The following is a 21,301-nucleotide window of genomic DNA, read 5'->3' on the forward strand; positions in this document are numbered from 1 at the left end:
CTCAGCCGCCCGCCTGTCCCTCAAGCAGCTCGTCCACCGAGGCGGACGCCCCTTCCATGCCTCGGCGCGCCGGGATGCGGATGCGGACGAGAGTGCCGCCGCAAGCCGGATCGCTCTCGATGCGAACGCCGTAAGGAGCTCCATAATACAGCTGGATGCGCTCGTGGACGTTGCGGATGCCGTAGCCGCGCCGCACGGGCTGGCGGTCGGAGAACAGCTCCTCCACCCGCTCCCGAGGCATGCCGATCCCGTCGTCGCGGACCCAGAATTCGAGACATAAGCCGCTATCCTCGCGGAGCAGCTTGGCGCCGATCGCCAGCTCGATCCGGTCGCCCTTCCACGCATGCTCCAGCGCGTTCTCGACGAACGGCTGCAGCAGCAGCTTCGTCATCATGAAGCGGTTCACCTCCGCGTCCCACTCATACGTCACGCTTACCCGGTCGCCGTACTTGACCTGCTGAATGGCCAGGTACGCCTGGATTTGCTCAAGCTCGTTGCCCGCGGGGATGATCGTCTTGCCTTCGTTGAGCGACATGCGGTAGAACTTCGCCAGGTTCATGATCATCCGATGCTGCTTCTCCACCTCGCCGAACTTGGCCAGCCGGCTGATCGAGGACAGCGTATTATAGAGAAAATGCGGATTGATCTGGGCCTGCAGCGACTCGAGCTCCGCCTCCTTCTTGCGCAGGTTGGTCAGATAGACCTCCTGGATCAGATTGTCGGTCCTGGCCCCGAGCGCATTGAGCGAGTCGGCGATCTGCGCGAACTCGTCCTGGCCGCGGTAGCGGATGCGCTTGCTGTAGCTGCCTTGGCTGAACGCTTGCAGGATATGGATGATCTTGTTGATCCGCTTCATGAACGCTCTCGTCACCGTCAACGCGACCGCAGCGATGACGATCGCGCTCAGCACGCAGACAAGCATCGTAATCCAGGTGATCTTGCGGGAGCCCGATTCCAGTACGTCGATCGGGATCGCCGCCACGAGATTGTAGCTCAGATCCGGCAGATGGTCCTGAATGATCAGATGACGATCCGCCGGCATGCCCTTCCAGGTGGACGAAGCTTCTTCTCGCGGCCCTGAGGCGAACATAATCTGCTTGTCCTTCGTCTCGATCTGCAAGGCGCTGCCGCGGATCAGCTTGCTCGCATCCACGCTTTCGAACAGATCGCTCAGAAAGACGCTGATGCGAATCATGCCGACCTCCCGCAAGCCGGTCGCCTGGCTCGTATCGACGAGCCGCCGAAGCAGCGAGATGCGGCCATGCTCAGCGTCGTCGCCCACCTGCATCCAGACGAGCGTAGAGCCGTATTTCTCCTCCGGGAACATGCGATACCAGGATTCGTTCTCGATGCGGCTCAGATGCAGCATCTCGTAAAAGCGGTTCTTGACCGCGACAATATCCGTCCCGGGATCGGCGGTATAATACACCTCCGAGATCGATTCGTTCTTCAAATAGACGCTGAGCCGCATTTGGCGGTTCGTCGAATCGAGCGTCGCCCAAAACTTGGGCATCAGCACTTTTTTGGTCGCTTCATAGCTGACCCAGCCGGCTTCCGCATGACGGATCGACCGGGCGAGCGTCGTGTCGTAATACAGCGCGTCGCTCAGCCGCTTCGTATCTCCGACCTTGTACTGAATGTTGTCCTCCATCTGCCGCAGCGTGCCGCGCAGGCTGCTCTCCGTCTGGGAACGAACCGATTCCGACAGGACCATGTTGGCGACATAGCCGAGAATCGCCAGCGGCACGATCGTCAGCAGCATATAGGATGCGAAAAGCTTGATGCCGAACGGGATGTAGTTCTTTTTCCGATCCATAGCGCCGCTCATCCCATTCTTCGATATTCGTTGGGCGTGACCCCGAACGTTTCCTTGAACTGACGGCTGAAATACGGCATGTACCGATAGCCGACCTTGTCGGCGATCTCGTAGATGCGCAGCCTCGTCTCGCGCAGCAGCTCCCCGGCCTTGCGCATGCGCCGATCGATGAGATGCTCGCTGAAGTTCACTCCCGTCTCTTCCTTGAACAGCGCGCCGAGATAATTGGGCGAAAAGGAAAATTCGTCCGCCAGCAGCTTCAGCGTCAGATTTTCATGCAGATGCTCCTCGATGAACGCCGTCATCTCGATGATGAGCTTGGCGTTTTTGGAGCTTCCCTTGCCGGCCGCTCCGGAAGGCCGAGCCTCTTCCTTGGCGTCGGAGGCCGCCGCAGAAGCGGCCGCCAGCGCCTCCTTCTCCCCGTCGAGCTGCTGCACGAGTTTCAGCAGCGCCGCTTCGAGCTCCGAGTCGTCCATCGGCTTGAGCACATACCCCCAGGCGCGGAGCTGCAGCGCCTGCTTTACATAGTGGAAATCCTGATACCCGCTCACGAAGATGACCCGCAAGGAAGAATATAAAGAAAGCGCCTTCTCCGCCAGCTCCAGCCCGTTCATTCTCGGCATATGGACATCGGTCACCAAGATGTCGATCCGCTCCCGCTCCAGAATCGCATAAGCGTCATAACCGTTGTGCACGGCTCCTACGACCTCCAGCCCGAGCTGCTCCCACGGAATGAATGCGAGCATCCCCTTCAAGTCCAGCTCCTCGTCGTCGACAAGAAGAACCTTATACTTCACGGAGCCCCCTCCTTCGCGTTTCGGTCCTGTTCCATGAAAGAAAAACCGCCGTCCCGGCCGGGACGGCGGACTTTCCTCTAGTATAGCGCGAGCGGATCCGGAATACAGTCGCTTCTTAGTTGCCCGCCATTTTCGTTTTGTTTTCTTGCCATTTTTGCGTCTTGAAGTCAAGCAGCTGCTGATAACCGATCGCCATGGCATCTTTGTCGGCTTTGTCGAGGATCGACAGCACTTCTTCGTCGCTCTTCGCATACAGCGCCTTGGCGCGAGCCTCATCCCAGATCTCTTCTACGCTCGTCTGGATGATGCCCTCCTCGGAGTCGGCCGCAGGCGCGAGGTTGATGAACTCCGTCGCGTCCTTCTGCGTCGGCCACGTAATCGTGCTTTGGTACTTCGACTCCCAAGTCTGCTCGGCTTCCGGCAGCGTCGACTCGAATTTCATCTTGGACTTGTCGATGAAGACGGAGTTGCCGACCCATTGCAGGTTGACGGTGGCGTCCATCGTTTTGGTGCGGCCTTCCACGTCCTTGACGTAGGCTTCCGTGAACTTAGGCGAGCCGTCCTCGTCATGGCCATCCCAGTATTTGCCCTCTGGTCCCCAGATCAGCGTACGGGTGCCTTCAGGACCGGTCAGCCAGTCGAGGAACGCGAAGATCTTTTCCGGATCCTTGGCGGATTTCGTGATGACGCTGACGTTCCAGCCAAGACGCGTGAACGTGCCCGGGAAGATCTTGTTCTTGTCGAGGCCTTCCTTGTGGATCGGCCAGACCATGAAGTAGCCGTCGTTCGGGTCCTTCTTCTTCAGCTCGGCATCGCCAACGGATCCATACTCGGTCGGGCTTGCGCCGGCGAAGACGGCCGCTCCTCCCGTGTAGGCCTTCTCCTTGACCTGATCCTTCGTCTGGGTCATGGAATCCGCGCTCATCAGCTTCTCACGGAACAGCTTGGAGGCATACAGCATGGACTCGCGGAAGACGTCGTCCTTGAAAATTGATGTCAGCTTGTCGCCGCTGATCGCCACCCGGTTGGAGATGGAGGCGAGGTTGGCATCTTCTTTGAAGGCGCTGTACAGAACGTCCAGCCCTTGTCCATCGACCGCCAGGTCCGGGTTGAACGGCGTCACGTTCGGGAATTTCTCCTTGACGGCTTTCAGATAGTTGTAGAAGTCGTCCGTCGTCTCCAGCTTCGGCGAGCCGAGCGCCTCGTAGTATTTTTTGTTGACGACGTAGCCGGCGTTGCCGATCGGCTGCGACGTGTACCAGTTCGGGAACTGATAGATTTTGCCGTCGCTCGAGCGGAGCATGTTGATCGCTTCTTCGCCGACCCATTTTTTGAAGTTCGGGTATTTGTCGAGGTAGTCGTCGAACGGTACGAGCATGTCGGCCGCGCGCAGCTTCTCGACATCCGCGCCGCGGTCCATCCAGATGACGTCGGGAAGCGTTCCGGAGGCGATCATCGTGTTGAGCTTCTGGGCCGCATTGCCGCCCGACTGGATCGCTGTCACGTTGACCTTCATGTTGTCCTTGATCCACTTGGACGACTCGTCGGCGCCCCATGTCGGCATCGTGTACCAATCATAATGGCCGTACATGCTGTACTCGAGCGGCTCGCTCCCGACCGTCCAGGCCGCGCCGGCCTCAGGCGCGGCGGAGGCTGCCGGAGAGGCGCTCGGAGTGCCTGCATTTTCGGCCGCGCCGCTGTTGCCCGCACCGTTGTTGCCGTTGTTTCCGCCCGAACAGCCGGCCAGCGCAGTCGCTGCCGCCAATGCCAGAGCCATGCCTTTGAACGCGTTTTTGTTCCATTTGCCCAACTCGTTCATCCCCTTTTCTCAGCTCTAATAATAAAAGGATTGCTATGTTTGAACGCGCGACCATCCGCTCGGCGGACCGCCGCGCCTAAAAACCAAGAGTACGTGCTTGCGGCCGATGCGGGCTGAAGTCTCCGAATCAGCCCTTGACAGAACCGACCAGAACGCCCTTGACGAAGTAGCGCTGCACGAACGGATAGACCATGATGATCGGCAGCGTCGCCACCATCATCGTCGCCATCGAGAGCGACTTGCTCGTGATGCTCTTCATCGCCGACAGGCGGGCCTGCGCCGCCGAGTCGAGCTGCTGCATCTGCTCGGTCATGATGTTGGAGTTGAGGATCTGCTGCAGCTTCGTTTGGATCGGAATCAGGTTCTCGTTGTTGATGTAGATGCTCGGCATGAACCAGTCGTTCCAATGGGCGACCGCCGTGAACAGCGACAGTGTCGCGATGACGGGTCCGGAGAGCGGCAGCACGATCCGGAAGAAAGTGCCCCAATAGCCGCAGCCGTCGATCTTCGCCGACTCGTCCAGACCGGCCGGGAGACCGAGGAAGAAGGTGCGGAAGACGATCATGTTCCAGACGCTGATGAGCGACGGGATGATGAACACCCAAAAGGAGTCGAACAGGCCGAGCTGGCGGATCAGCAGGAAGGACGGGATCAGTCCGCCGCTGAAGTACATGGTGATCAGGCAGGCGACCATGTAGAACTTGCGGCCCATCAGCTCGCTTCGGGTCATGCCGTAGGCGAAGATCGCCGTGCACAGAATCGCGGAGGCGGTGCCGATGATCGTACGCAGCACGGAGACGCCGAAGGCGTGGATGATGCGCTTGTCCTGGAAGACGATTTCGTAGTTTTCCAAGGTGAAGGAACGCGGCCAGACGGTGATTCCGCCGAGCGCGGTATCCATGCCTTTGTTCAAGGAGACGACGAGCGCGTTCCAGAACGGATAGAATGTCGATAGGGCCAGCAGGGCCAGAAAGAGATAGACGAAGGCGGTCAACACGCGGTCGCCGCTGCTCATCCTGATTTTCAACGCAGCTTCCTCCTTAAAGGGCCTGATTCTTGGTGTCGATTACCAGAGGCTGTTGCCGGAACGTCTCGCGAACAGATTGGCCAGCGTCAGCAGCCCTACGCTGATGATCGCCTTGAACAGGCCGACGGCAGTCGCATAGGAGAACCGCTGGGACTCGATGCCCATCCGGTACACGTACGTATCCAGAACATCGGACACATTCCGCAGAATCGGGTCCTTGCCGAGCAGGAGGATATCCTCGAAGCCTGCGCTGAGCAGGTTGCCAACCGCCAGGATGAAGAAGATGACGACAACCGGCATGATCGACGGGAGCGTGACCAGGAAAATCTGCTTGAAGCGGCTGGCCCCGTCCATCGAGGCGGCTTCGTACAGGCTTGGATCGACACCGGCGATGGCGGCCAGGTAGACGATGGAGCCGAAGCCGATTTCTTTCCAGACGCCCGTCGTGACGAGGATCGTCCAGAAGTATTCCGGCATGCTCAGCCAGCTGAGCGGCTCGTCGATCAGGTTGAGCGATTGCAGGAGCATATTGAGGCTGCCGTTCTCCGTGGACAGGATGGAGATGGCGAGGCCGGATACGATGACCCAGGAAAGGAAATGCGGCAGGTAGCTGACCGTCTGCACGATTCGCTTGAAGAAGCGGTTGCGCACCTCGTTGAGGAGCAGGGCGAGCAGGATCGGGGCCGGGAAGCCGACGGCGAGCTTAAGCCCGCTGATGACAAGCGTGTTGCGCATGACGCGCGTGAAGTTCGGATCGTTGAAGAAGCGCTCGAAATGCTTCCAACCGACGAACGGGCTGCCTGTGATGCCCTTGAAGATGTTGTAGTCCTGAAAGGCCGTGATAACGCCGTACATCGGGATGTAGCTGAAGACGAAAATGAGCAGCAGCGCGGGAATGACCATCAGCTGCAGGTCCCATTGTCCGAAGAAGCGGGTCAGGACCGTTTTCTTTTTCGGCCGTTGCGCCGGGTTCAATTCCGTTTGTAGTTGAGCCATGTTGATTGTTCCTCCCCCCGCTTCTAATTGTAGGATGGGCGTGACAGCGCTTCTACTGGCCCATTCAACGAAAAATGATAGAAATCAAAGAAATGTTAGTTTCCATCACATATTTGATTGAGATGATCGCAATTTGTGAACCCTTACAAAAAATGTATGCGTTATCCAACCATTTTGATTTCGCTTACACCTGACATCGCCTTTCGTCAGACCGGCCAAAAGGTTAACATACCTCACATTCCGGTCTCCCATTCCAATGGAGTCCGCTTCGGAAATGCCCAAAGCGGAGGCAGCGCCGTTTCGATCCGGCTCCGCGCCTCATATACTTTTGGCAAAGGCGGAGAGCAGATATGACGAAACGAGGAAAAAGCGAGCCCTTGCTGCGAGCCCCGCGATCGGCGCCGTGCAGCAGGCTGAAGAAGCGCCGCAGAGGCGGAAGCGAGGCGCTACGCAAAACTAGAGGCCGGCCCCTTCGAACGGATCAGCCCGGACGCAGAGCCTGCCGCTGCCGAGAGGCCGGGAAAAGGCGGAGCGAGCCGCGAGCCGTCAGGCGCAAGCCGAGCCGGTCCCGGGCGGCCGCACGGCGTACGATCGTAGCCGAGCGCTTCGGGTTCCTGGCCCGCTCGGACGGCGTCAGCCGGCGATACGGGCCAGGAGCGGGCGGCATCGGCGACATCCCCGCTCCGAGCGCGGTCACCTGGCAGCAGCTGTACATCAACGGCATGCCGCAGCCGCCGCGCGCCTATTCGGTCGAGCCGGGCCGACTCACGCTGCTCGTCCGCGACCTGCCGTCGCCCGGAACGCCGATCCAGCTGGAGAGCTGCCGGCTCTCGCTGGCCGCACCTCGCCGCAGAGCTTCCCGATCCGCTCGCAACGGGCCCGAATCTATCACTTTCCCCTGGCGGGATTCATATCTTATAGAATCAACTCGGAAAGGAGAGGATCCTCTCATGCCTCCCTCCCTGATCAAGCCGTACCTCGTCGTGACGAGCACAGTGAGCGGCACCGTGGATACGACGACCGTCACGGCTGTCGACGATGCCGTAACCCGCTTCAACACGGCGGTGACCGCCCCGATGATCGACGCCGGAGCCGGCACGGTGACCATTCCGGCCGAAAGCTTCTTCGACGATGCAGGAGACCCCGTGCCGACGGGCAGCCTTCCCGTCGTCTCTGCCGGCGGTTATGTCAATGTGTATGTCAACGGCATGCTGCAGCAAGGAGCGCTCACGACGACGTCGCCGACGACGGTCGTGATCGCATCCGCCGACATCGTCCCCGGCACTCCGGTCATTCTGGAATTCCATTCCTACGACGGCACGACCTCCACCAGCACGTCGGTGCCTTCGCTCATCGTCAATTCGACGATCACGAGCTGAAGCCGGTCCGCGCTGCGCGCCCAGACAAGCCGAAGAGGCCCTCGTTTCCTTTAGGAGACGGGGGCCTCTTTGCCGCGGATTGCGGGAAAACAAAAAACCCTTACGAAGTAAGGGTTGGATTGACGAAGTATGGTGCGGTAGAGAGGACTCGAACCTCCACGGGCGTACGCCCACTACCCCCTCAAGATAGCGTGTCTGCCATTCCACCACTACCGCACGTTAGGTAAAACGAGGGGAAACAAAACTGGTGAGCCATGAAGGACTCGAACCTTCGACACCCTGATTAAAAGTCAGGTGCTCTACCAACTGAGCTAATGGCTCTAAAAAAGATGGTGACCCGTAGGGGATTCGAACCCCTGTTACCTCCGTGAAAGGGAGGTGTCTTAACCCCTTGACCAACGGGCCGCGATAGCTTGTCCGGAACCCAGTTCCTCGAAGCAACATGAATGATCTTATCACAAGCCGCAGGATAACGCAAGCTTTTTTTATAAAACCATTTTAGCGCTCCACTGCCGAAAAACAAAAAAGAAAAAAGACCGCTGCCGGTCCTTCCTGGATGAAACAGATGGCGGAGAGAGAGGGATTCGAACCCTCGCACCACTTACGCAGTCTAACCCCTTAGCAGAGGGTCCCCTTGAGCCACTTGGGTATCTCTCCATGAATGGCTCCCCGAACAGGACTCGAACCTGTGACAACTCGATTAACAGTCGAGTGCTCTACCAACTGAGCTATCAGGGAACGTTTACAAAACAAGCCTGACCATAATTTATCATGGCCTTCCGGCTGTGTCAAGCGCGTAAAGGGATAGCCGGCCCCGGCATCGTCCGCAGACATAGCGGGCCGGGTCGACCTTGCGCTTGCGGAGATATTCCATGCGGCAAGCTCCGCAGACGAGCTTGTACCGATAGGGCAGCGTTTTACGGGCTTTGTCCGGCAGCGGCTTGCAGTAGCGGGACCCGCCGGAGCGCTCCAGCCAGGCCTTGAACTCGGGATCGCGATGACGATAGCCGCGTCCGAGCAGATGCAGATGGTAGTGGCACAGCTCATGCTTGATGATCTTCTCCGTCTCCTCCGCCCCGTAAGCCTCGAGCTGCCTCGCGCTGATCTCGATATGATGCGACTTCATGAAGTAGCGTCCCCCGGTAGAGGACAGCCTCCGGTTGAAGGCGGCCCGGTGGCGGAACGGAAGTCCGAACGTCTCCAGCGAGACGCGCTCCACCCATGCCTGCAGCTCCCGATCGTCCATGCCCGTCCCCTCCTTCCCCTTGAATTGTAAAGGGATCCTGGGCTACACTGTCAAGTAGACGAATGATCGACCGCGAGAGGAGCCCGATGTTTCGCCATGCCTACGATGAAGTATGTTCTGTTCCAGCTTGGAGGCCAGCTCTCCCTGGTGGAAATGCCCGATACGCACGCCTATCAGCTGTCCGCGCTCAATCTGCGGCTGCACAAGGAGCTCGACAAGCTGACGGCTGCCGAGGTGCCGCCGCTCGCACGCTGCATCGCCGAGTTCTCCCCCTCCGAGCTGCATGAGCGCGGCTTGCCGACGCAGAGCGGGCTCGAGCATCTGGAGCAGCTCGAGCGCTCCTTCAAGGAAATTCCGGAGAAGTCCTACCCGCTCATCTCGCTGCTGACCGAGATCCGCGCGCTGCTCGCGCAGCTGGAGCAATGGTACGAGGAAGAGTACGAAGACTGATTGGACCTGCACCTGATCGCCTTTTCCTCCATATGCTGTGTAGATCACGAACGGCAGAAGGAGGACGATGCGGATGCCGCAATGGCTGAGCAGCCAACTGATGCGCGCCTTCCAGAAGAAGGATCTCCGGCAGGTGCGCCTGCTGAACGATTGCTGGTTCTATTATCGGACGAAGCAGGCCGCCAAGCCGGACGAGGAAGCGGTCCGCCAGGACGGCTGACGCGCCGGCCCGGACGCGGTTCGCCGCCTGCAAGCAAGCCAAAGGCCTCTCCCCCGACTGCCCGAGTCGGAGGAGAGGCCTTTCGTCTTTTCAGGAAGGGTTCGGACCGCGCATCGTCAGGCCGACGCGGCCTTTTTTGAGATCGACATTCAGCACCCAGACGGTGACGACGTCGCCGACCGACACGACGTCCATCGGATGCTTGACGAACTTGCGGCTCAGCTGAGAGATATGCACGAGGCCGTCGTTCTTGATGCCGATGTCGACAAAAGCGCCGAAGTCGATCACGTTGCGCACCGTGCCCTGCAGCTCCATGCCCGGCTGCAGGTCCTCGATCGCCAGCACGTCCTGATGGAACACCGGCGCCGCGAGCTCCTCGCGCGGATCGCGCCCCGGCCGCATGAGGCTGTCTACGATGTCGCGCAGCGTCGGCTCGCCGACGCCGATCGCCGACGCGAGCGCCGGGATGTCGGCAGCCGCCAGCCGCTGCCGGGCCGTCTCGCCGCCGACCTCGCCGAGCGACAGGCCGAGCTGCTTGAACAGCCGGTCGACGACGCCGTACGACTCCGGATGGATCGGCGTGCGGTCAAGCGGGTTTTCCGCCTCGGGGATGCGGATGAAGCCGATGCACTGCTCGTACGTCTTCGCGCCGAGCCGCGGCACCTTCTGCAGCTCCTTGCGGGAGGAGAAGACCCCGGTCTCTTCCCGATGCTTGACGATGTTTTTGGCCGTCGTCGCATTGATGCCCGCCACATAGGAGAGCAGCGACGCCGAGGCGGTGTTGACGTCGACGCCGACGTGGTTGACCGCCGATTCGACGACGCCGCCGAGCGTCTCGCCGAGCCGCTTCTGGCTGACGTCGTGCTGATACTGGCCGACGCCGATCGCCTTGGGCTCGATCTTGACGAGCTCCGCCAGCGGATCCTGGAGCCGGCGTGCGATCGATACCGCGCTGCGCTCCGCGACATCGAGCTTGGGGAATTCCTCGGCGGCGAGCTTGGAGGCGGAGTAGACGCTCGCTCCGGCCTCGTTGACGATGATGTAGCGGAGCGCCTCGGCGCCCGGCTTGCCGGCAGCGACGCGGCCGCGGATGAGCGCGGCGATGAAGCTCTCCGTCTCGCGCGAGGCGGTGCCGTTGCCGATGACGAGGAGCGTGACGCCGTGGCGGTCGATCAGCGAGCCGATGAGCCGCTCCGCCTCGGCGACCTTGTTGTTCGGCGGCGTCGGATAGGCGACCGCCACCTCCAGCAGCTTGCCGGTGGCGTCGACGACCGCCAGCTTGCAGCCGGTGCGGTACGCCGGATCGACGCCGAGCACGACATGGCCGCGCACCGGCGGCTGCAGCAGCAGGCTGCGCAGATTGGCGGAGAAGATGCCGATCGCGTGCTCCTCCGCCCGCTCCGTCAGCTCCGCGCGCACCTCGCGCTCGATCGACGGCGCGATGAGCCGCTTGTACGCGTCCTCGACGACGGCGGCCAGCACGTCCCGAATCGCCGGCGCGACGCCCTGGCGGAGCGTATGGCGGAGGATATGGTCATGGATGCGCGCTGCCGGAACGTCCAGCCAGACGCGCAGCACCTCCTCGCGCTCGCCGCGGTTGATCGCGAGCGTGCGGTGAGGCGGCAGCTTGCGCAGCGGCTCCTGATAGTCGTAGTACATCTCGTACACCGATTCCGCTCCCGCTTGCCGGACCTCGGAGCGGATGACGCCCTGCTCCGCGGTGAACTTGCGCGCCCAGGCGCGGATGCGGGCGTCGTCGGCGATGCTCTCGGCGACGATGTCCATCGCGCCTTGGAGCGCTTCCTCCGGCGTCTGCGCGCCGGCCTCGCCCGTGACGTACTTGCGCGCCTCGGCGAGCGGCTCGCCCTGGCGCGGCTGCGAGAGCAGCCAGTCGGCCAGCGGCTGCAGCCCCCGCTCCCGCGCGACGGAAGCGCGCGTCTTGCGCTTTTGCCGGTACGGCCGGTACAGATCCTCGACCTCCTGCAGCTTGGACGCGGCGGAGATCGCCTGCGCCAGCTCCGGCGTCAGCTTGCCCTGCTCGCCGATCAGCCGCAGCACCTCGCGCTTGCGGTCCTCCAGATTGCGCCGGTAGGCCAGCTTCTCCTCGATGCCGCGCAGCTCGTTCTCGTCGAGCTCGCCGGTCATTTCCTTGCGGTAGCGCGCGATGAACGGAATCGTATTGCCCTCGTCCAGCAGCGACACCGCCGACTTGACCTTGCCGAGCGGCAAGCCCAGCTCCTGGGCGATGCCGCGCACGATCCGCTCCTGCTCCTCCGCCGCCTGCGCCGCCGTCCGCTCGCCCTCGGCTTCCTTCACGCCTGCTTGTTGCTCCGCCATGCCGATTCCTCCTGTCCAAAAATGAACCGCTCCCGCCGGCGGCGGGCGCCGCAGGACGGGAGCGGATGGCCGGTCATCCCAGCCGTACGTACGGATTATGGGCCATCTCGTGGCCGATCGTCGTCTTCGGCCCGTGGCCGTTGTAGACGGTCACGTCCGGGTCGAGCCGGTACAGCTTGCCCCGGATCGAGTTGAACAGATCCGCCTCTCGTCCGCCGGGCAGATCGGTGCGGCCGACCGACTCGCGGAACAGCACGTCGCCCGAGAACAGGTTCTTGCCGTGCAGGAAGCTGACGCTGCCCGGGCTGTGGCCCGGCGTGTGCAGCACGCGGAACTCGAAGCCCGCGAGCTTCAGCCGCATGCCTTCTTCGAGCGCATATTCGGCCGGATCGGTCGTCAGCGGCGGCGTCATATGGCTCCAGCGCAAGGAGCCGTTGAGCGCCGGATCGGTCAGCCAGTCCGCCTCCAGGTCATGGATGTAGACCGGACAGCCGCAAGCCTTGCGCACCTCGTCCACCCCGCCCATATGGTCGAGATGGGCATGGGTGAGCAGGATCGCTTCGAGCTGGATGGAATCCTGCGCGATGCGGTTCAAGAGCGGCTTCGGGTTCATGCCGGGGTCGATGACGACGGCCCGGTTCGTTTCCTCGTTGACGAGCAGATAGCCGTTCGTCTGGATCGGTCCGAGCACGAACGGGACGATCTTCATCGCCGCCATCAGAACGAGGAGAGGAGCTCGCGCAGCTCCCGGACGATGACCGCCTGATAGCCGGTTCCTTCTCCGTACCGGCGTCCCATCTCCTGCCGCGTCAGCGACAGCTTCTCCTGGTAGTCGGGCGCCTCGCGGTCCGGATTGTCCCGCTTGAACGCCCTCATCGCCTCCTGCACATGCTCCGGACGCGGTCCCCACGTGCCGAGCACATGGCCGCCGGTATCCGCCACGATGACGACCGGCACGGAGCGTCCGCCCATCGTCAGGAACTCGTCCATCGTGTCCAGATGCTCCTCCATGACGAGCACCTCCACCGGAACGCCGCTATTCTCGAGCGCGCGGAACACGACCGGGATGTTGCGCACGACGTCGCCGCACCATTCGGCCATCAGGATGAGCACGCGCAGGTCGTCGCGGTTGTTCAGCTGCTCGAAAAATTCCCGATCGTCCTCGCTCGGCCATTCGAACTTGTCGTACCAGTCGTCGAAAGCATCCTTGTTTTTCGTCATGCCGTCCCGGAACTGCCGGGGGCTGATGCCTTGGTTCAGCTTGCTGGCTACGCTGCGTGCCATCGGAATCACTCCTTGGGTTATGGATCGATTGCATTCATTGTATCAAATGGCGGCTCGCCTGCTCAATCAGACGGTCCGTCCGCGCGAGCGCTGGTACTTGAAAAGCGCATAAACGATCATGACCGCGAGCGCGACGAGGATCGCCGGAATCGTGTACGGGGCCGCCTTTTCCTTGATCTGGCCCCAGTTGCTGCCGAGGCTGCGCCCGATCGTCACGAACAGGATCGCCCACGGCAGCGAGGCGATCGCCGTCAGCACGGTGAACCGGGTCAGCGACATCCGGGCCATGCCGGCCGGAATCGAGATCACCTGGCGCATGACGGGCACGAAACGGGCGGTGAACACCATGCCCGGACCGTAGCGGTCGAACCAGCGCTCCGCCGCGTCGATATGCTTCGGCTTGATCTTGATGTACTTGCCGTACTTGTCGAGGAAGGGCCGTCCTCCGTACAGGCCGATCGCATAGAGGATCCACTGCTGGACGACCGCGCCGACCGTGCCGCACAGCACCGCCAGCCAAAACGTCATGCTGCCGGTCGAGACCATGTAGCCGGCGTAGCCGAGCACGATCTCGCTCGGGATGACCTCCATCGCCAGGCCGAGGATGATGCCGAAATAACCGAGCTGCTCGACGATGCCGAGCAGCTTGTCCACCAGATCATGCAGCAGATGCATGCGCTCCACTCCTTCATTTCCATCTCTCGCGGCTTTCGTCCGAGCCGCTTCTGTCATCGGTATTCTATCATAGGGCTGTCAAGAGATGCCATAGATGGATCGGCCCGTTTCCGCTGGCATGGACAGACCGTCCCCCGCATAAAAATAGGACAGCACCGGACAAGAAGGGAGACGAAGCATGAAAGCGATCATCATTACGAAACGCCAACTAAGGACGGCCGGTCTCGCGCTCGCCATCGCCGTCCTGGCGCTCGCTTGCTGGCAGCTCTACCCGAAGCAGGGGGATCCGCTCCCCGCCTCGGCCGCCGCGCAGCAGCCGGATACGGGACATGTCTATGAGATGGTGACGGGAGAATTCAAGACGACGACGCGCGGCGGCGAGGAGCTCGAGGTGTACCAATGGAGCCCGGCCACGATCATCGTGCCCAAGGGCGAGAAGGTCACGCTGCGCATCAGCGGCGTGAACGGAGCCTCCCATCCTTTCACCATCAAGGGGCTCGGCGTCAGCGGAGAGGTCAAGAAAGGCGAGACGACCGAGGTGAGCTTCGTCGCCTCCAAGGCCGGCGTGTACCCGATCGAATGCCAGATCCACACCGATCTCAAGCACAGCGGCCCGATGGTCGGCTACATTCACGTCCAGTAAGCGAAAAAAAACGAAAGAGCCTTCCTTCTCCCGAAGCGAGAAGAAAGGCTCTTTTCCTTGCGGCTTGAAGGCGCGCGCGCCTCCCGTCCTTCCCCGCACCGAGGCAGCCGTCCCGGCATATAGATGGAGAACGAAAGGAGTGGGCTCCATGAACAGCCACAAGACGAAGCACGCGGCCGAGCTGCCGACGGCCCGCAAGATCCGGCGCGCCTGCAGCAACGAGCTGTACCGGACCGCCAAGCGGCTCAAGACGTTCATCCCCAAGGAGAAGATGGAGCAGGCGGAGAAGCTGTACACGAAAAAAGTGGGCCTCAACCTGATCTTCGTCCACGAAAATCACGACAACCGCAAAAAGCTGTGCGATTGGTGGGACGAGAACGTCTGCGGCGACATCGCCGAGCTGTGGGAGGTCGAGCCGGAGCGGCTGCGCTTGGCGTTCCGGGATGCTTTCGGCGGCTGAGCGCCGCCGCCCTGCGCGGCGGCCCGCTCCCGTCCACGCCGGCGCCTCCTAGCCGTCTCCGCCTTCTGTCCGGGCAGCGGACGCGGGCGGAGCGAGGGACGCGCCTGCGGCCGACAGGACAAGCAGCAGCAGCCAGTAGGCGCCGTAGCACATGTCCACGTCGATCGCCGCATGCAGCAGCAGCGAGGCCGCCGGCACGGCGCCGAGCGCGCCTTTCGCGCCTGCGGCCGCGAGCAGCGCAGCGCCGAGCGCCAGCAGCAGCGCGAGGCCGGGAGCCCCGGCGGTCAGCAGCATGTCGAGGTAGCCGCTATGCACTTCCCCGGCCGCATACGGCGCCGACTGGAACGAGCCCCGCAGCAGCTCCCACGCCCGGGCGCCGTAGCCGAGCAGCCAGGATTCGCGGGCGGCGGCCCAGCCGCCGCGATAGAGCAGCAGACGCGACGCTCCGGTCGCCGCCGAGGTCGGTTCGGCGGGATCGAACCGGTCCCAGCCGCCGCCGCGGCTCAGGCTGAGCGCCGCGGCGGCGCCGAGCAGCAGGACGGCGGCGGAACGGATGCCGGCGTGCAGGACGGCCGCAGGCCCAGCTGCCGCCGCCGTAGCGGGCTGGGACAAGCGCTCGCTTGAGGCCGCCATCGTACGCTTGATCCAGAAGGCGCCTGCTGCCGAAGCCGCCAGCAGGGCGAGCCAGACGGCCGCGTCCTGGGCGAGCGCCGCCTCCGTCGACCGCTCGCGGAAGCGGGCGATCGCGACCAGCGCAGCTGCTCCCGGCAAGCTGCTCCAGGCCGCGAGGAGCCAGCGCAGCCGCTCCGCGCGGAGCGCGGAACGGCCGGGTCCCGGCTCCGCACGGCTGGACAAGCGGCGCGCCAGCAGCAAGCCCGGAACCGCCGCCGCCAGCAGCGCCAGCAGCGCTCCTCTCGACTCGCTCAGCAGCAGCACGGCGAGGCAGGGCGGAGCCAGCCAAGCGGCGCTGCGGCGAAGCCGGGGCGAGCCGCTCCGCGCGAGAACGAGCCATTGCCACGCCAGCAGCGCGGCGGCGAAGGCGCCGAGCGCATTGCTGTACTGCAGGTAGCCGGCGAGCCTGGCGCCCGTGGCGCTCAAGCGTCCGTCGGCGGTGCGCAGCATGAAGTCAGGGCCGACGATCCAGCCGCACCAGGCGGCCAGCGAGCTTGCCGCCGCGAAGGCGGAAAAGCCTTGCAGCGCCCAGGCCGTGGCGGATACGGCCGATTCGGGCCGACGCTCTTTCCGTTGCCATGCCGCCAGCACGAGGGCCAACGAGCCGAAAGAAAGCCAGCGCAGCGCTTCTTCCACGCTGCCTTGGACGGAGACCGGCGATCCGAGGCTACGCGCCGCATAGAGCAGCGCGAGTCCGATGCAGCAAGCCGCGGCGAGCGGCAGCCTGCCGCCCCTGCTCCCTTGCGCCAAGCGCCATCCTCCCGGGTCTCCTCGTAAAAAAGCGGCAAGCCCGAATGCCGCCAGCAGCGCCACGAAGCCATGCCCGTCGCGATCGAAAAACCAGCCGGAGCGGCGAAAAGCCGCGCTCAGCAGCAGCGCCAGTCCCGCCGCGCGCGCGAGCCGATGGAACAGCTCGTCGCGCCAGCGCTGCGACTCCAAGATGCGCGCCAGTCCCGCCGCGCGCGCGAGCCGAAGTCCCGTATCCGCTCTCCCTGCTACCATTCTGGCTCCCGCTCTACGACCTGTTCTCCTCGCACGAGCAAGGGGACCTCTAGCCAAGAGAAGCGTCGCCCTCGCCCTCTTCGAATCCGCTTCTCCCGCCTCCATGCCATCCGCCAATTGCCGCCCCTCCTCCGCCGCTCAGTCGGCACCTGCCGCCTAGTTGATCCAACAGGCGATCGCCGCGGCCTTTGGTAGCATTCTAGCCTGCCGGAGCGCGACTTAGACGGCCGCACTTGGCTAAGGGGACGGCCGAACAAGCGATGAAGGATGGCTCCCACATGAAAGGAGTCACCCCGCCGACGAGCGAGCAAGGGAACTTCTTCCCTTGCTTCGGCGATCGGCCCCGGCCAGCCCGCGTGCAAGGGACCTTCTTCCCTTGCTTCGGCGCACGGGGCAGTCCCATTGCGAAAAGCGAAAAAAGCCGGAGAGCACGCTCTCCGGTTTCGCTATTTCGGCATTAAAACCAACACGCTCATCAGGGCAAGCCCGCGCTTCCCGCCTGGCCTGCCGCTCTCCGCCGCGCCATTCGCGCGGACGAAGCCGGTCAGTGCTCCGCGTCCTCGCCCGGCGCGGCTTCGAGACCGGCGGCTGCGCCATCGTCCGCCGCCAGTCCGCGGCGCACCTGATAATACTGCTTCATCTGCTCGTGAAGCACGAACGCCCTCAGCTGGCGCGCTCCCTCGGCGGTGAAGCCGCTCATCCGCGCGCCGTAGCTGAGCACGCCTGCGGCGTCCTGCCGCCACAGAATCTCGAGCGTGCAGCTCAGCTCGAAGCCGAGATCCAGCACGGCGCCTACGGTGCCGTGGCATTCCAGCTCCATGCCTCCCGCAGCGCGGAAGCCGACGCCCTCCAGGCTGATGTTGGAGACGACGATCTCGGCGCGCGCGGCCTTTTCCCGCCGGCACCGCTCCTCCTCCTCGAGCAGATGCAGATCCTCCTCGTCCATGAGGCGCACGAGCTTCTCCAGCAGCGCCTCGTCGAGACCTTCATGCCGCAGCTCGTCGGACCATCTGTAGCGGAGCAGATCCGCTCTCGTCGGCTCGCGCTTCAGCCGCTCGTCGTCCAGGAGCAGGCGGCCGGGACAGTTCACCTCGACCCGCGGATGGATGCGCTTCTCGTCCATGATCCGATAGCGCTCGTAGGGGAACAGCAGCGCGAGCGACTTGGCGCGCCGGCCGATCACGCGCGTAGCCATGCGGTAGCTGCCGGACGGCGACTCCACCGTCAGCCAGACGGATTCGCCGAGACGGAACCGCTCGGGCCCTTCCGCCTCGATCTCGATCAAGTCCCCTTCGAGCAGAGTAAGCGTGCCGACCGCCGACAGCTGCCGCTGCTCGACGAGCGTGCGGCTGCCGAGGAGCAGCGCGGGTATGAGCGTCGTCTCCAGGCTGTCTCCGGCAAGTACGGCTGCCGGCTCTTCTGCTGCTTGAGCGGGAGCCGTTGAATCAGGCTGCATCATCTTGATCCTCCCCAATCCTTAGTGGCCAAGCTAAATCTCGCGAACGATCGTCACATGAAGCTGGTCCCGCAGATCGATCTCGTAAGGCTCGGCCGGCACTCTGCCTCCAGCCTCGCGGATGATCCGGATGACCGGACGATGGACAGCCACCTGGAAATTGCGCGCGACGACTCCGATCTGGCCTGTGCTGAGCAGCACGGTCGTCGACACCGGGTACATGGAAATATGGCTGCAGAACAGCCGCACCAGCTCCAGGTCGAAATACGTGTTGCCGGCCGCGAACAGGAACTCGATCGCCTCCGACGGGGTATAGCGCTTGCGGTACGACCGCGACGAGGTGAGCGCGTCGAACACGTCGGCGATGGCGACGATCTGCGCGTATTCGTGGATCTCGCCGCCACGCAGGCCGCGGGGATAGCCGCTGCCGTCGTAGCGCTCGTGATGCTGCAGGGCGCAGTGAGCCGACAGCAGGGACAGATCATGCTCCTTCCGGAGCAGATCGTAGCCGTCGACCGCATGGCGCTCCATGACCTTGCGCTCCTCGGCCGTGAGCGGTCCCTTTTTGTCCAGGATGGCGCGGGGAACCTTGGTCATGCCGATGTCGAACAGCAGCGCGCCGATGCCGAGCTCCTCCAGCTGATTGCGGTTGTAGCCCTTGGCGATGCCGATGATGCCAGCCAGCACCGCCACGTTGATCGAATGCTGGAATAGATAGGAGTCGTGGGTGTTGATCTCGCTCAGCCCGGCGAACACGTCCTCTCGGCGCATGACATCGTTCAGGATCTCGCTGAATACCGACCGGAAGACGCGGCCTAGCTCCGGCCGTGCCGCCCGCCCCTTGACGGCGGACTGGCTCATCTGGTCGGCGACCAGCTTGTGCATCGCCGCGGCCGCCTTGCGGCGGGTCTCCTCGCGCAGCGTCTCGTTCGGCTCGATGCCTGCGGTAAGCTCGTCCTCGATATAGACGATGTCGACGCCAAGATCGCGCAGCCGCTGGATGAACCGCTCGCTCAGCGGCATGCCCGCCCCCAGCAGCACGTTGCCGTCCTCGCGGAAGATCGGCTTGGCCAGCGTCGCGCCGGGCTGGATGCGGTCGAGTTGTACTTTTCTCATGCTTGGGCTCCACTTTCTTTTGGTCCAGCCGGAATTGAGCTGACATACGGGATTTTCCTTCTATTCTACCAAATGGTTCGAAGAGTTGTCATTCCTTTGAGGGGGTCGAACGTCCCGAAGTATACCTAGGCCCTTCTCCTTCCGACCATGCAGTTGCGCCCGTTGCCCTTCGCCTCGTATAGCGCGGCGTCCGCTTCCTCGAACAATTCCCGCAAATAGGCCTTCGGGTCCTTGATTCCGAGCGGACTCTCGTTTTCGACCGACAAGACGCCGAGGCTGATCGTAATCGACAGCGTCAGTCCCGGCCGTCCCGTAGCGACCCGGTTCGCCTCTACCCCGATCTTGAGCCGTTCGGCGAGGCGCTCGGCCTGCAGGCGGGTCGTGTGGGGGAGATAAACCGCGAATTCCTCTCCGCCATAACGGGCGAGCACGTCGGAGCGACGCAGCATGCCCTTGACGGCCGTCGCCGTCTCCAGCAGCACCTCGTCCCCGACGAGATGCCCGTGACGGTCGTTGATGCCTTTGAAATGGTCGATGTCGAACAGGATGATCGCGAACGGAATCCGGTACCGGACGTTCGCCACCACCTCCTGCTCCAGCCGCTGCATGAGAAAGCGGCGGTTGTAGCAGCCGGTCAGGCTGTCCGTCGTCGCCATCTCCTCCAGCTTGAGATTGGCCCGGAACAGCTCCTCCTGGATCTGGACCAGCTCGCGGTTGCGGAGCTGCAGCATCTCGTTCTGCCGATGCTTCTCCTCGACGAGCTGGCGGATCTCCGAGACGTCCTGGAACGTGACGACCCGCCCCAGCAGCTCGCGCTCCCCCGACACAATCGGAGAAGCGTGCACCTGGACGTGGAGCAAAGGCGCGCCGGGCAGGTCGGAGGCGCTCAGCACCAGCTCCTGCAGGATCGGCTCCGCCACCGCCTCGCCGGCTCGGCCGAGCTCCGCCGCCGTTTCTCCGGAAGACCTTTTTTGCGAGCGCAAAAAAGCGCCCAGATCGAAGCGGTCCCCGCTCTGCACGGACAGATAACGCTGCAGCGAGCGGTTGGCCTCCAGCACCGTGCCTTCCGCGTCGAGCACGAGCAGGCCGGCCGACATCGAATCGGCGATGTCCTGCTGGGCGATGCGCACGATGTCGAACACGCGGTAGCGGTCGATGGAGACGCAGAAATAGAGGGCGGTCAGCGCGAGCCCGACCGAGGAGATGCCGGAGATATCGGGAAAGCGGCTGTCGTAGACGACGTTGACGAGCAGGTCCAGCCAGCCGAAAAGCAGGAACAGCAGCAGCCCCTTGAGAGCCATCCCGACCTGCTTGCGATGGCGAAGCGTCGTTCCTGCGCGCAGCGCCGAGAGGATGCAGGCGATCGACAGTCCCGCCATCAGCATGAGCTGGGCCAGCAGCGCCCAGGACAGCGGACCGAACCGCTGCACCGCGCCCGCGCCGTCCCCGGAGAAGAGGAAGAACTGCCGAGGCTCGGCCAGCACGAGCGCTGCGAGCAGCGCGGTCGGACCGGCCAGCAGCGCAAGCGTCCGCCGGGTCAGGAGATAGGAGCGTCCCGTCAGGAAGCAGACGAAGACGAGCCAGCCGAGCCCTTGCAGCGACAGCCCCGCGTAAGAGATCGAACGGAAAAGCAATTGGTATTGGACGATCGTCGTCGTTTGGAGGAGAAACTGTGAGAGAGGCCAGAGGAGCATGAAAAAGTGAAAAACCAAATACGCCTTATGCAGGCGTGTTATTGGATTATGAATAAAAATATAAAAAAACAGGCCGAGCATGAAGACAGACACACTGAAATCAATCCAAATCCATGATTCCAAGCCCTTCACCCATCCCTGCATCGTTCCATTGTCTTCCATTATAGCACAGGATCGAGGCAATTCCAGCACGGATTGACGCTTGGGAGAAG

20 protein-coding genes and 5 tRNA genes are annotated in these 21,301 nt (G+C 62.9%); 5 read left to right on the forward strand and 20 right to left on the reverse strand.

Going from position 1 to position 21,301, the window contains the following annotated elements; genetic code table 11:
- Window position 1 precedes the first annotated feature (1 nt).
- The 6 genes from NYE40_RS18900 to NYE40_RS18925 all read right to left on the reverse strand — a co-directional run bounded on the left by NYE40_RS18900 (window position 2) and on the right by NYE40_RS18925 (window position 7,179).
- Entirely contained in the window at window positions 2-1,816 is a 1,815-nt protein-coding gene (locus tag NYE40_RS18900) for a sensor histidine kinase (RefSeq protein ID WP_339278788.1), read from the reverse strand.
- Between the two features lie 8 nt (window positions 1,817-1,824).
- Window positions 1,825-2,613, reverse strand: a complete 789-nt coding sequence (locus tag NYE40_RS18905) for a response regulator (protein WP_339278789.1) — start codon at window positions 2,611-2,613, stop codon at window positions 1,825-1,827.
- 115 nt (window positions 2,614-2,728) lie between these two features.
- Window positions 2,729-4,432: an extracellular solute-binding protein gene (locus NYE40_RS18910; RefSeq protein WP_339278790.1), complete on the reverse strand. Its 1,704-nt coding sequence runs from the start codon at window positions 4,430-4,432 to the stop codon at window positions 2,729-2,731.
- A gap of 127 nt (window positions 4,433-4,559) precedes the next feature.
- Window positions 4,560-5,447, reverse strand: a complete 888-nt coding sequence (locus NYE40_RS18915; RefSeq protein ID WP_339280077.1) for a carbohydrate ABC transporter permease — start codon at window positions 5,445-5,447, stop codon at window positions 4,560-4,562.
- A gap of 51 nt (window positions 5,448-5,498) precedes the next feature.
- The gene (locus NYE40_RS18920) at window positions 5,499-6,455 is read right to left on the reverse strand and encodes an ABC transporter permease subunit (RefSeq protein WP_028600466.1); all 957 of its coding nucleotides are present in this window, start codon (window positions 6,453-6,455) and stop codon (window positions 5,499-5,501) included.
- A gap of 481 nt (window positions 6,456-6,936) precedes the next feature.
- Window positions 6,937-7,179, reverse strand: coding sequence for a hypothetical protein (locus tag NYE40_RS18925; protein WP_244912728.1), 243 nt, complete (start codon window positions 7,177-7,179; stop codon window positions 6,937-6,939).
- Between the two features lie 226 nt (window positions 7,180-7,405).
- On the opposite strand from NYE40_RS18925, the gene NYE40_RS18930 reads away from it, so the two are divergent.
- Window positions 7,406-7,834 carry a DUF4183 domain-containing protein gene (locus NYE40_RS18930; protein WP_028600464.1) on the forward strand — a complete coding sequence of 143 codons (429 nt, stop codon included), beginning with the start codon at window positions 7,406-7,408 and terminating at the stop codon, window positions 7,832-7,834.
- Window positions 7,835-7,964: 130 nt separating this feature from the next.
- Here NYE40_RS18930 and NYE40_RS18935 read toward each other — a convergent pair.
- The 6 genes from NYE40_RS18935 to NYE40_RS18960 form a co-directional block, all read right to left on the reverse strand.
- Window positions 7,965-8,050 (reverse strand) — tRNA-Leu (locus tag NYE40_RS18935).
- Window positions 8,051-8,079: 29 nt separating this feature from the next.
- Window positions 8,080-8,155: transfer RNA gene (locus tag NYE40_RS18940), tRNA-Lys, on the reverse strand.
- Window positions 8,156-8,164: 9 nt separating this feature from the next.
- Window positions 8,165-8,239 (reverse strand) — tRNA-Glu (locus NYE40_RS18945).
- Window positions 8,240-8,400: 161 nt separating this feature from the next.
- A tRNA-Ser gene (locus NYE40_RS18950) sits at window positions 8,401-8,491 on the reverse strand.
- A gap of 5 nt (window positions 8,492-8,496) precedes the next feature.
- Window positions 8,497-8,572, reverse strand: a tRNA-Asn gene (locus NYE40_RS18955).
- Between the two features lie 31 nt (window positions 8,573-8,603).
- A complete protein-coding gene (locus NYE40_RS18960; RefSeq protein ID WP_028598502.1) occupies window positions 8,604-9,080 on the reverse strand; it encodes a SprT family protein in 477 nt (158 codons plus the stop codon).
- A gap of 96 nt (window positions 9,081-9,176) precedes the next feature.
- On the opposite strand from NYE40_RS18960, the gene NYE40_RS18965 reads away from it, so the two are divergent.
- Entirely contained in the window at window positions 9,177-9,530 is a 354-nt protein-coding gene (locus tag NYE40_RS18965; protein ID WP_028598503.1) for a hypothetical protein, read from the forward strand.
- Window positions 9,531-9,603: 73 nt separating this feature from the next.
- Entirely contained in the window at window positions 9,604-9,750 is a 147-nt protein-coding gene (gene cmpA, locus NYE40_RS18970) for a cortex morphogenetic protein CmpA (RefSeq protein WP_101808076.1), read from the forward strand.
- A gap of 90 nt (window positions 9,751-9,840) precedes the next feature.
- On the opposite strand, the gene NYE40_RS18975 is transcribed toward cmpA, so the two are convergent.
- The 4 genes from NYE40_RS18975 to NYE40_RS18990 form a co-directional block, all read right to left on the reverse strand.
- Window positions 9,841-12,087, reverse strand: a complete 2,247-nt coding sequence (locus NYE40_RS18975; RefSeq protein ID WP_339278791.1) for a Tex family protein — start codon at window positions 12,085-12,087, stop codon at window positions 9,841-9,843.
- A 73-nt stretch (window positions 12,088-12,160) separates the two neighbouring features.
- Window positions 12,161-12,796, reverse strand: a complete 636-nt coding sequence (locus NYE40_RS18980; protein WP_052333135.1) for an MBL fold metallo-hydrolase — start codon at window positions 12,794-12,796, stop codon at window positions 12,161-12,163.
- An 8-nt stretch (window positions 12,797-12,804) separates the two neighbouring features.
- Complete coding sequence (locus tag NYE40_RS18985; RefSeq protein WP_028598506.1) at window positions 12,805-13,371, reverse strand: thioredoxin family protein; 567 nt, start codon at window positions 13,369-13,371, stop codon at window positions 12,805-12,807.
- Window positions 13,372-13,437: 66 nt separating this feature from the next.
- Window positions 13,438-14,046 (reverse strand): DedA family protein, encoded by a 609-nt coding sequence (locus NYE40_RS18990; RefSeq protein WP_028598507.1) that lies wholly within the window; start codon window positions 14,044-14,046, stop codon window positions 13,438-13,440.
- A 178-nt stretch (window positions 14,047-14,224) separates the two neighbouring features.
- Here NYE40_RS18990 and NYE40_RS18995 point away from each other — a divergent pair, with 178 nt between their 5' ends.
- Together NYE40_RS18995 and NYE40_RS19000 are read left to right on the forward strand one after the other, a co-directional pair.
- Window positions 14,225-14,689 (forward strand): cupredoxin domain-containing protein, encoded by a 465-nt coding sequence (locus NYE40_RS18995; RefSeq protein WP_028598508.1) that lies wholly within the window; start codon window positions 14,225-14,227, stop codon window positions 14,687-14,689.
- Between the two features lie 148 nt (window positions 14,690-14,837).
- Window positions 14,838-15,149, forward strand: coding sequence for a hypothetical protein (locus tag NYE40_RS19000; protein ID WP_028598509.1), 312 nt, complete (start codon window positions 14,838-14,840; stop codon window positions 15,147-15,149).
- A 48-nt stretch (window positions 15,150-15,197) separates the two neighbouring features.
- Here the strand turns inward: NYE40_RS19000 and NYE40_RS19005 are convergent, their stop codons facing one another.
- The 4 genes from NYE40_RS19005 to NYE40_RS19020 form a co-directional block, all read right to left on the reverse strand.
- Complete coding sequence (locus NYE40_RS19005; protein WP_028598510.1) at window positions 15,198-16,823, reverse strand: O-antigen ligase family protein; 1,626 nt, start codon at window positions 16,821-16,823, stop codon at window positions 15,198-15,200.
- A gap of 544 nt (window positions 16,824-17,367) precedes the next feature.
- Entirely contained in the window at window positions 17,368-18,282 is a 915-nt protein-coding gene (locus NYE40_RS19010; RefSeq protein WP_028598511.1) for a hypothetical protein, read from the reverse strand.
- A 30-nt stretch (window positions 18,283-18,312) separates the two neighbouring features.
- Window positions 18,313-19,395, reverse strand: a complete 1,083-nt coding sequence (locus tag NYE40_RS19015) for an HD-GYP domain-containing protein (protein WP_028598512.1) — start codon at window positions 19,393-19,395, stop codon at window positions 18,313-18,315.
- A 125-nt stretch (window positions 19,396-19,520) separates the two neighbouring features.
- The gene (locus NYE40_RS19020) at window positions 19,521-21,251 is read right to left on the reverse strand and encodes a GGDEF domain-containing protein (protein ID WP_084137059.1); all 1,731 of its coding nucleotides are present in this window, start codon (window positions 21,249-21,251) and stop codon (window positions 19,521-19,523) included.
- Between the last annotated feature and the right edge of the window lie 50 nt (window positions 21,252-21,301).

It is taken from the genome of Paenibacillus sp. FSL W8-1187, from assembly GCF_037965485.1.
In the GTDB taxonomy this organism is placed as follows: domain Bacteria; phylum Bacillota; class Bacilli; order Paenibacillales; family Paenibacillaceae; genus Paenibacillus_O; species Paenibacillus_O pasadenensis.

What these genes read in the sequence shown, in the direction of transcription:
- NYE40_RS18900 (WP_339278788.1), bottom strand. Translation starts at nt 1,816, where the DNA reads ATGGATCGGAAAAAGAACTACATCCCGTTCGGCATCAAGCTTTTCGCA.
- NYE40_RS18910 (WP_339278790.1), bottom strand. Translation starts at nt 4,432, where the DNA reads ATGAACGAGTTGGGCAAATGGAACAAAAACGCGTTCAAAGGCATGGCT.
- NYE40_RS18915 (WP_339280077.1), bottom strand. Translation starts at nt 5,447, where the DNA reads ATGAGCAGCGGCGACCGCGTGTTGACCGCCTTCGTCTATCTCTTTCTG.
- NYE40_RS18920 (WP_028600466.1), bottom strand. Translation starts at nt 6,455, where the DNA reads ATGGCTCAACTACAAACGGAATTGAACCCGGCGCAACGGCCGAAAAAG.
- NYE40_RS18925 (WP_244912728.1), bottom strand. Translation starts at nt 7,179, where the DNA reads ATGCCGTTGATGTACAGCTGCTGCCAGGTGACCGCGCTCGGAGCGGGG.
- NYE40_RS18930 (WP_028600464.1), top strand. Translation starts at nt 7,406, where the DNA reads ATGCCTCCCTCCCTGATCAAGCCGTACCTCGTCGTGACGAGCACAGTG.
- NYE40_RS18960 (WP_028598502.1), bottom strand. Translation starts at nt 9,080, where the DNA reads ATGGACGATCGGGAGCTGCAGGCATGGGTGGAGCGCGTCTCGCTGGAG.
- NYE40_RS18965 (WP_028598503.1), top strand. Translation starts at nt 9,177, where the DNA reads ATGCCTACGATGAAGTATGTTCTGTTCCAGCTTGGAGGCCAGCTCTCC.
- cmpA (WP_101808076.1), top strand. Translation starts at nt 9,604, where the DNA reads ATGCCGCAATGGCTGAGCAGCCAACTGATGCGCGCCTTCCAGAAGAAG.
- NYE40_RS18975 (WP_339278791.1), bottom strand. Translation starts at nt 12,087, where the DNA reads ATGGCGGAGCAACAAGCAGGCGTGAAGGAAGCCGAGGGCGAGCGGACG.
- NYE40_RS18980 (WP_052333135.1), bottom strand. Translation starts at nt 12,796, where the DNA reads ATGAAGATCGTCCCGTTCGTGCTCGGACCGATCCAGACGAACGGCTAT.
- NYE40_RS18985 (WP_028598506.1), bottom strand. Translation starts at nt 13,371, where the DNA reads ATGGCACGCAGCGTAGCCAGCAAGCTGAACCAAGGCATCAGCCCCCGG.
- NYE40_RS18990 (WP_028598507.1), bottom strand. Translation starts at nt 14,046, where the DNA reads ATGCATCTGCTGCATGATCTGGTGGACAAGCTGCTCGGCATCGTCGAG.
- NYE40_RS18995 (WP_028598508.1), top strand. Translation starts at nt 14,225, where the DNA reads ATGAAAGCGATCATCATTACGAAACGCCAACTAAGGACGGCCGGTCTC.
- NYE40_RS19000 (WP_028598509.1), top strand. Translation starts at nt 14,838, where the DNA reads ATGAACAGCCACAAGACGAAGCACGCGGCCGAGCTGCCGACGGCCCGC.
- NYE40_RS19005 (WP_028598510.1), bottom strand. Translation starts at nt 16,823, where the DNA reads ATGGTAGCAGGGAGAGCGGATACGGGACTTCGGCTCGCGCGCGCGGCG.
- NYE40_RS19010 (WP_028598511.1), bottom strand. Translation starts at nt 18,282, where the DNA reads ATGATGCAGCCTGATTCAACGGCTCCCGCTCAAGCAGCAGAAGAGCCG.
- NYE40_RS19015 (WP_028598512.1), bottom strand. Translation starts at nt 19,395, where the DNA reads ATGAGAAAAGTACAACTCGACCGCATCCAGCCCGGCGCGACGCTGGCC.
- NYE40_RS19020 (WP_084137059.1), bottom strand. Translation starts at nt 21,251, where the DNA reads ATGGAAGACAATGGAACGATGCAGGGATGGGTGAAGGGCTTGGAATCA.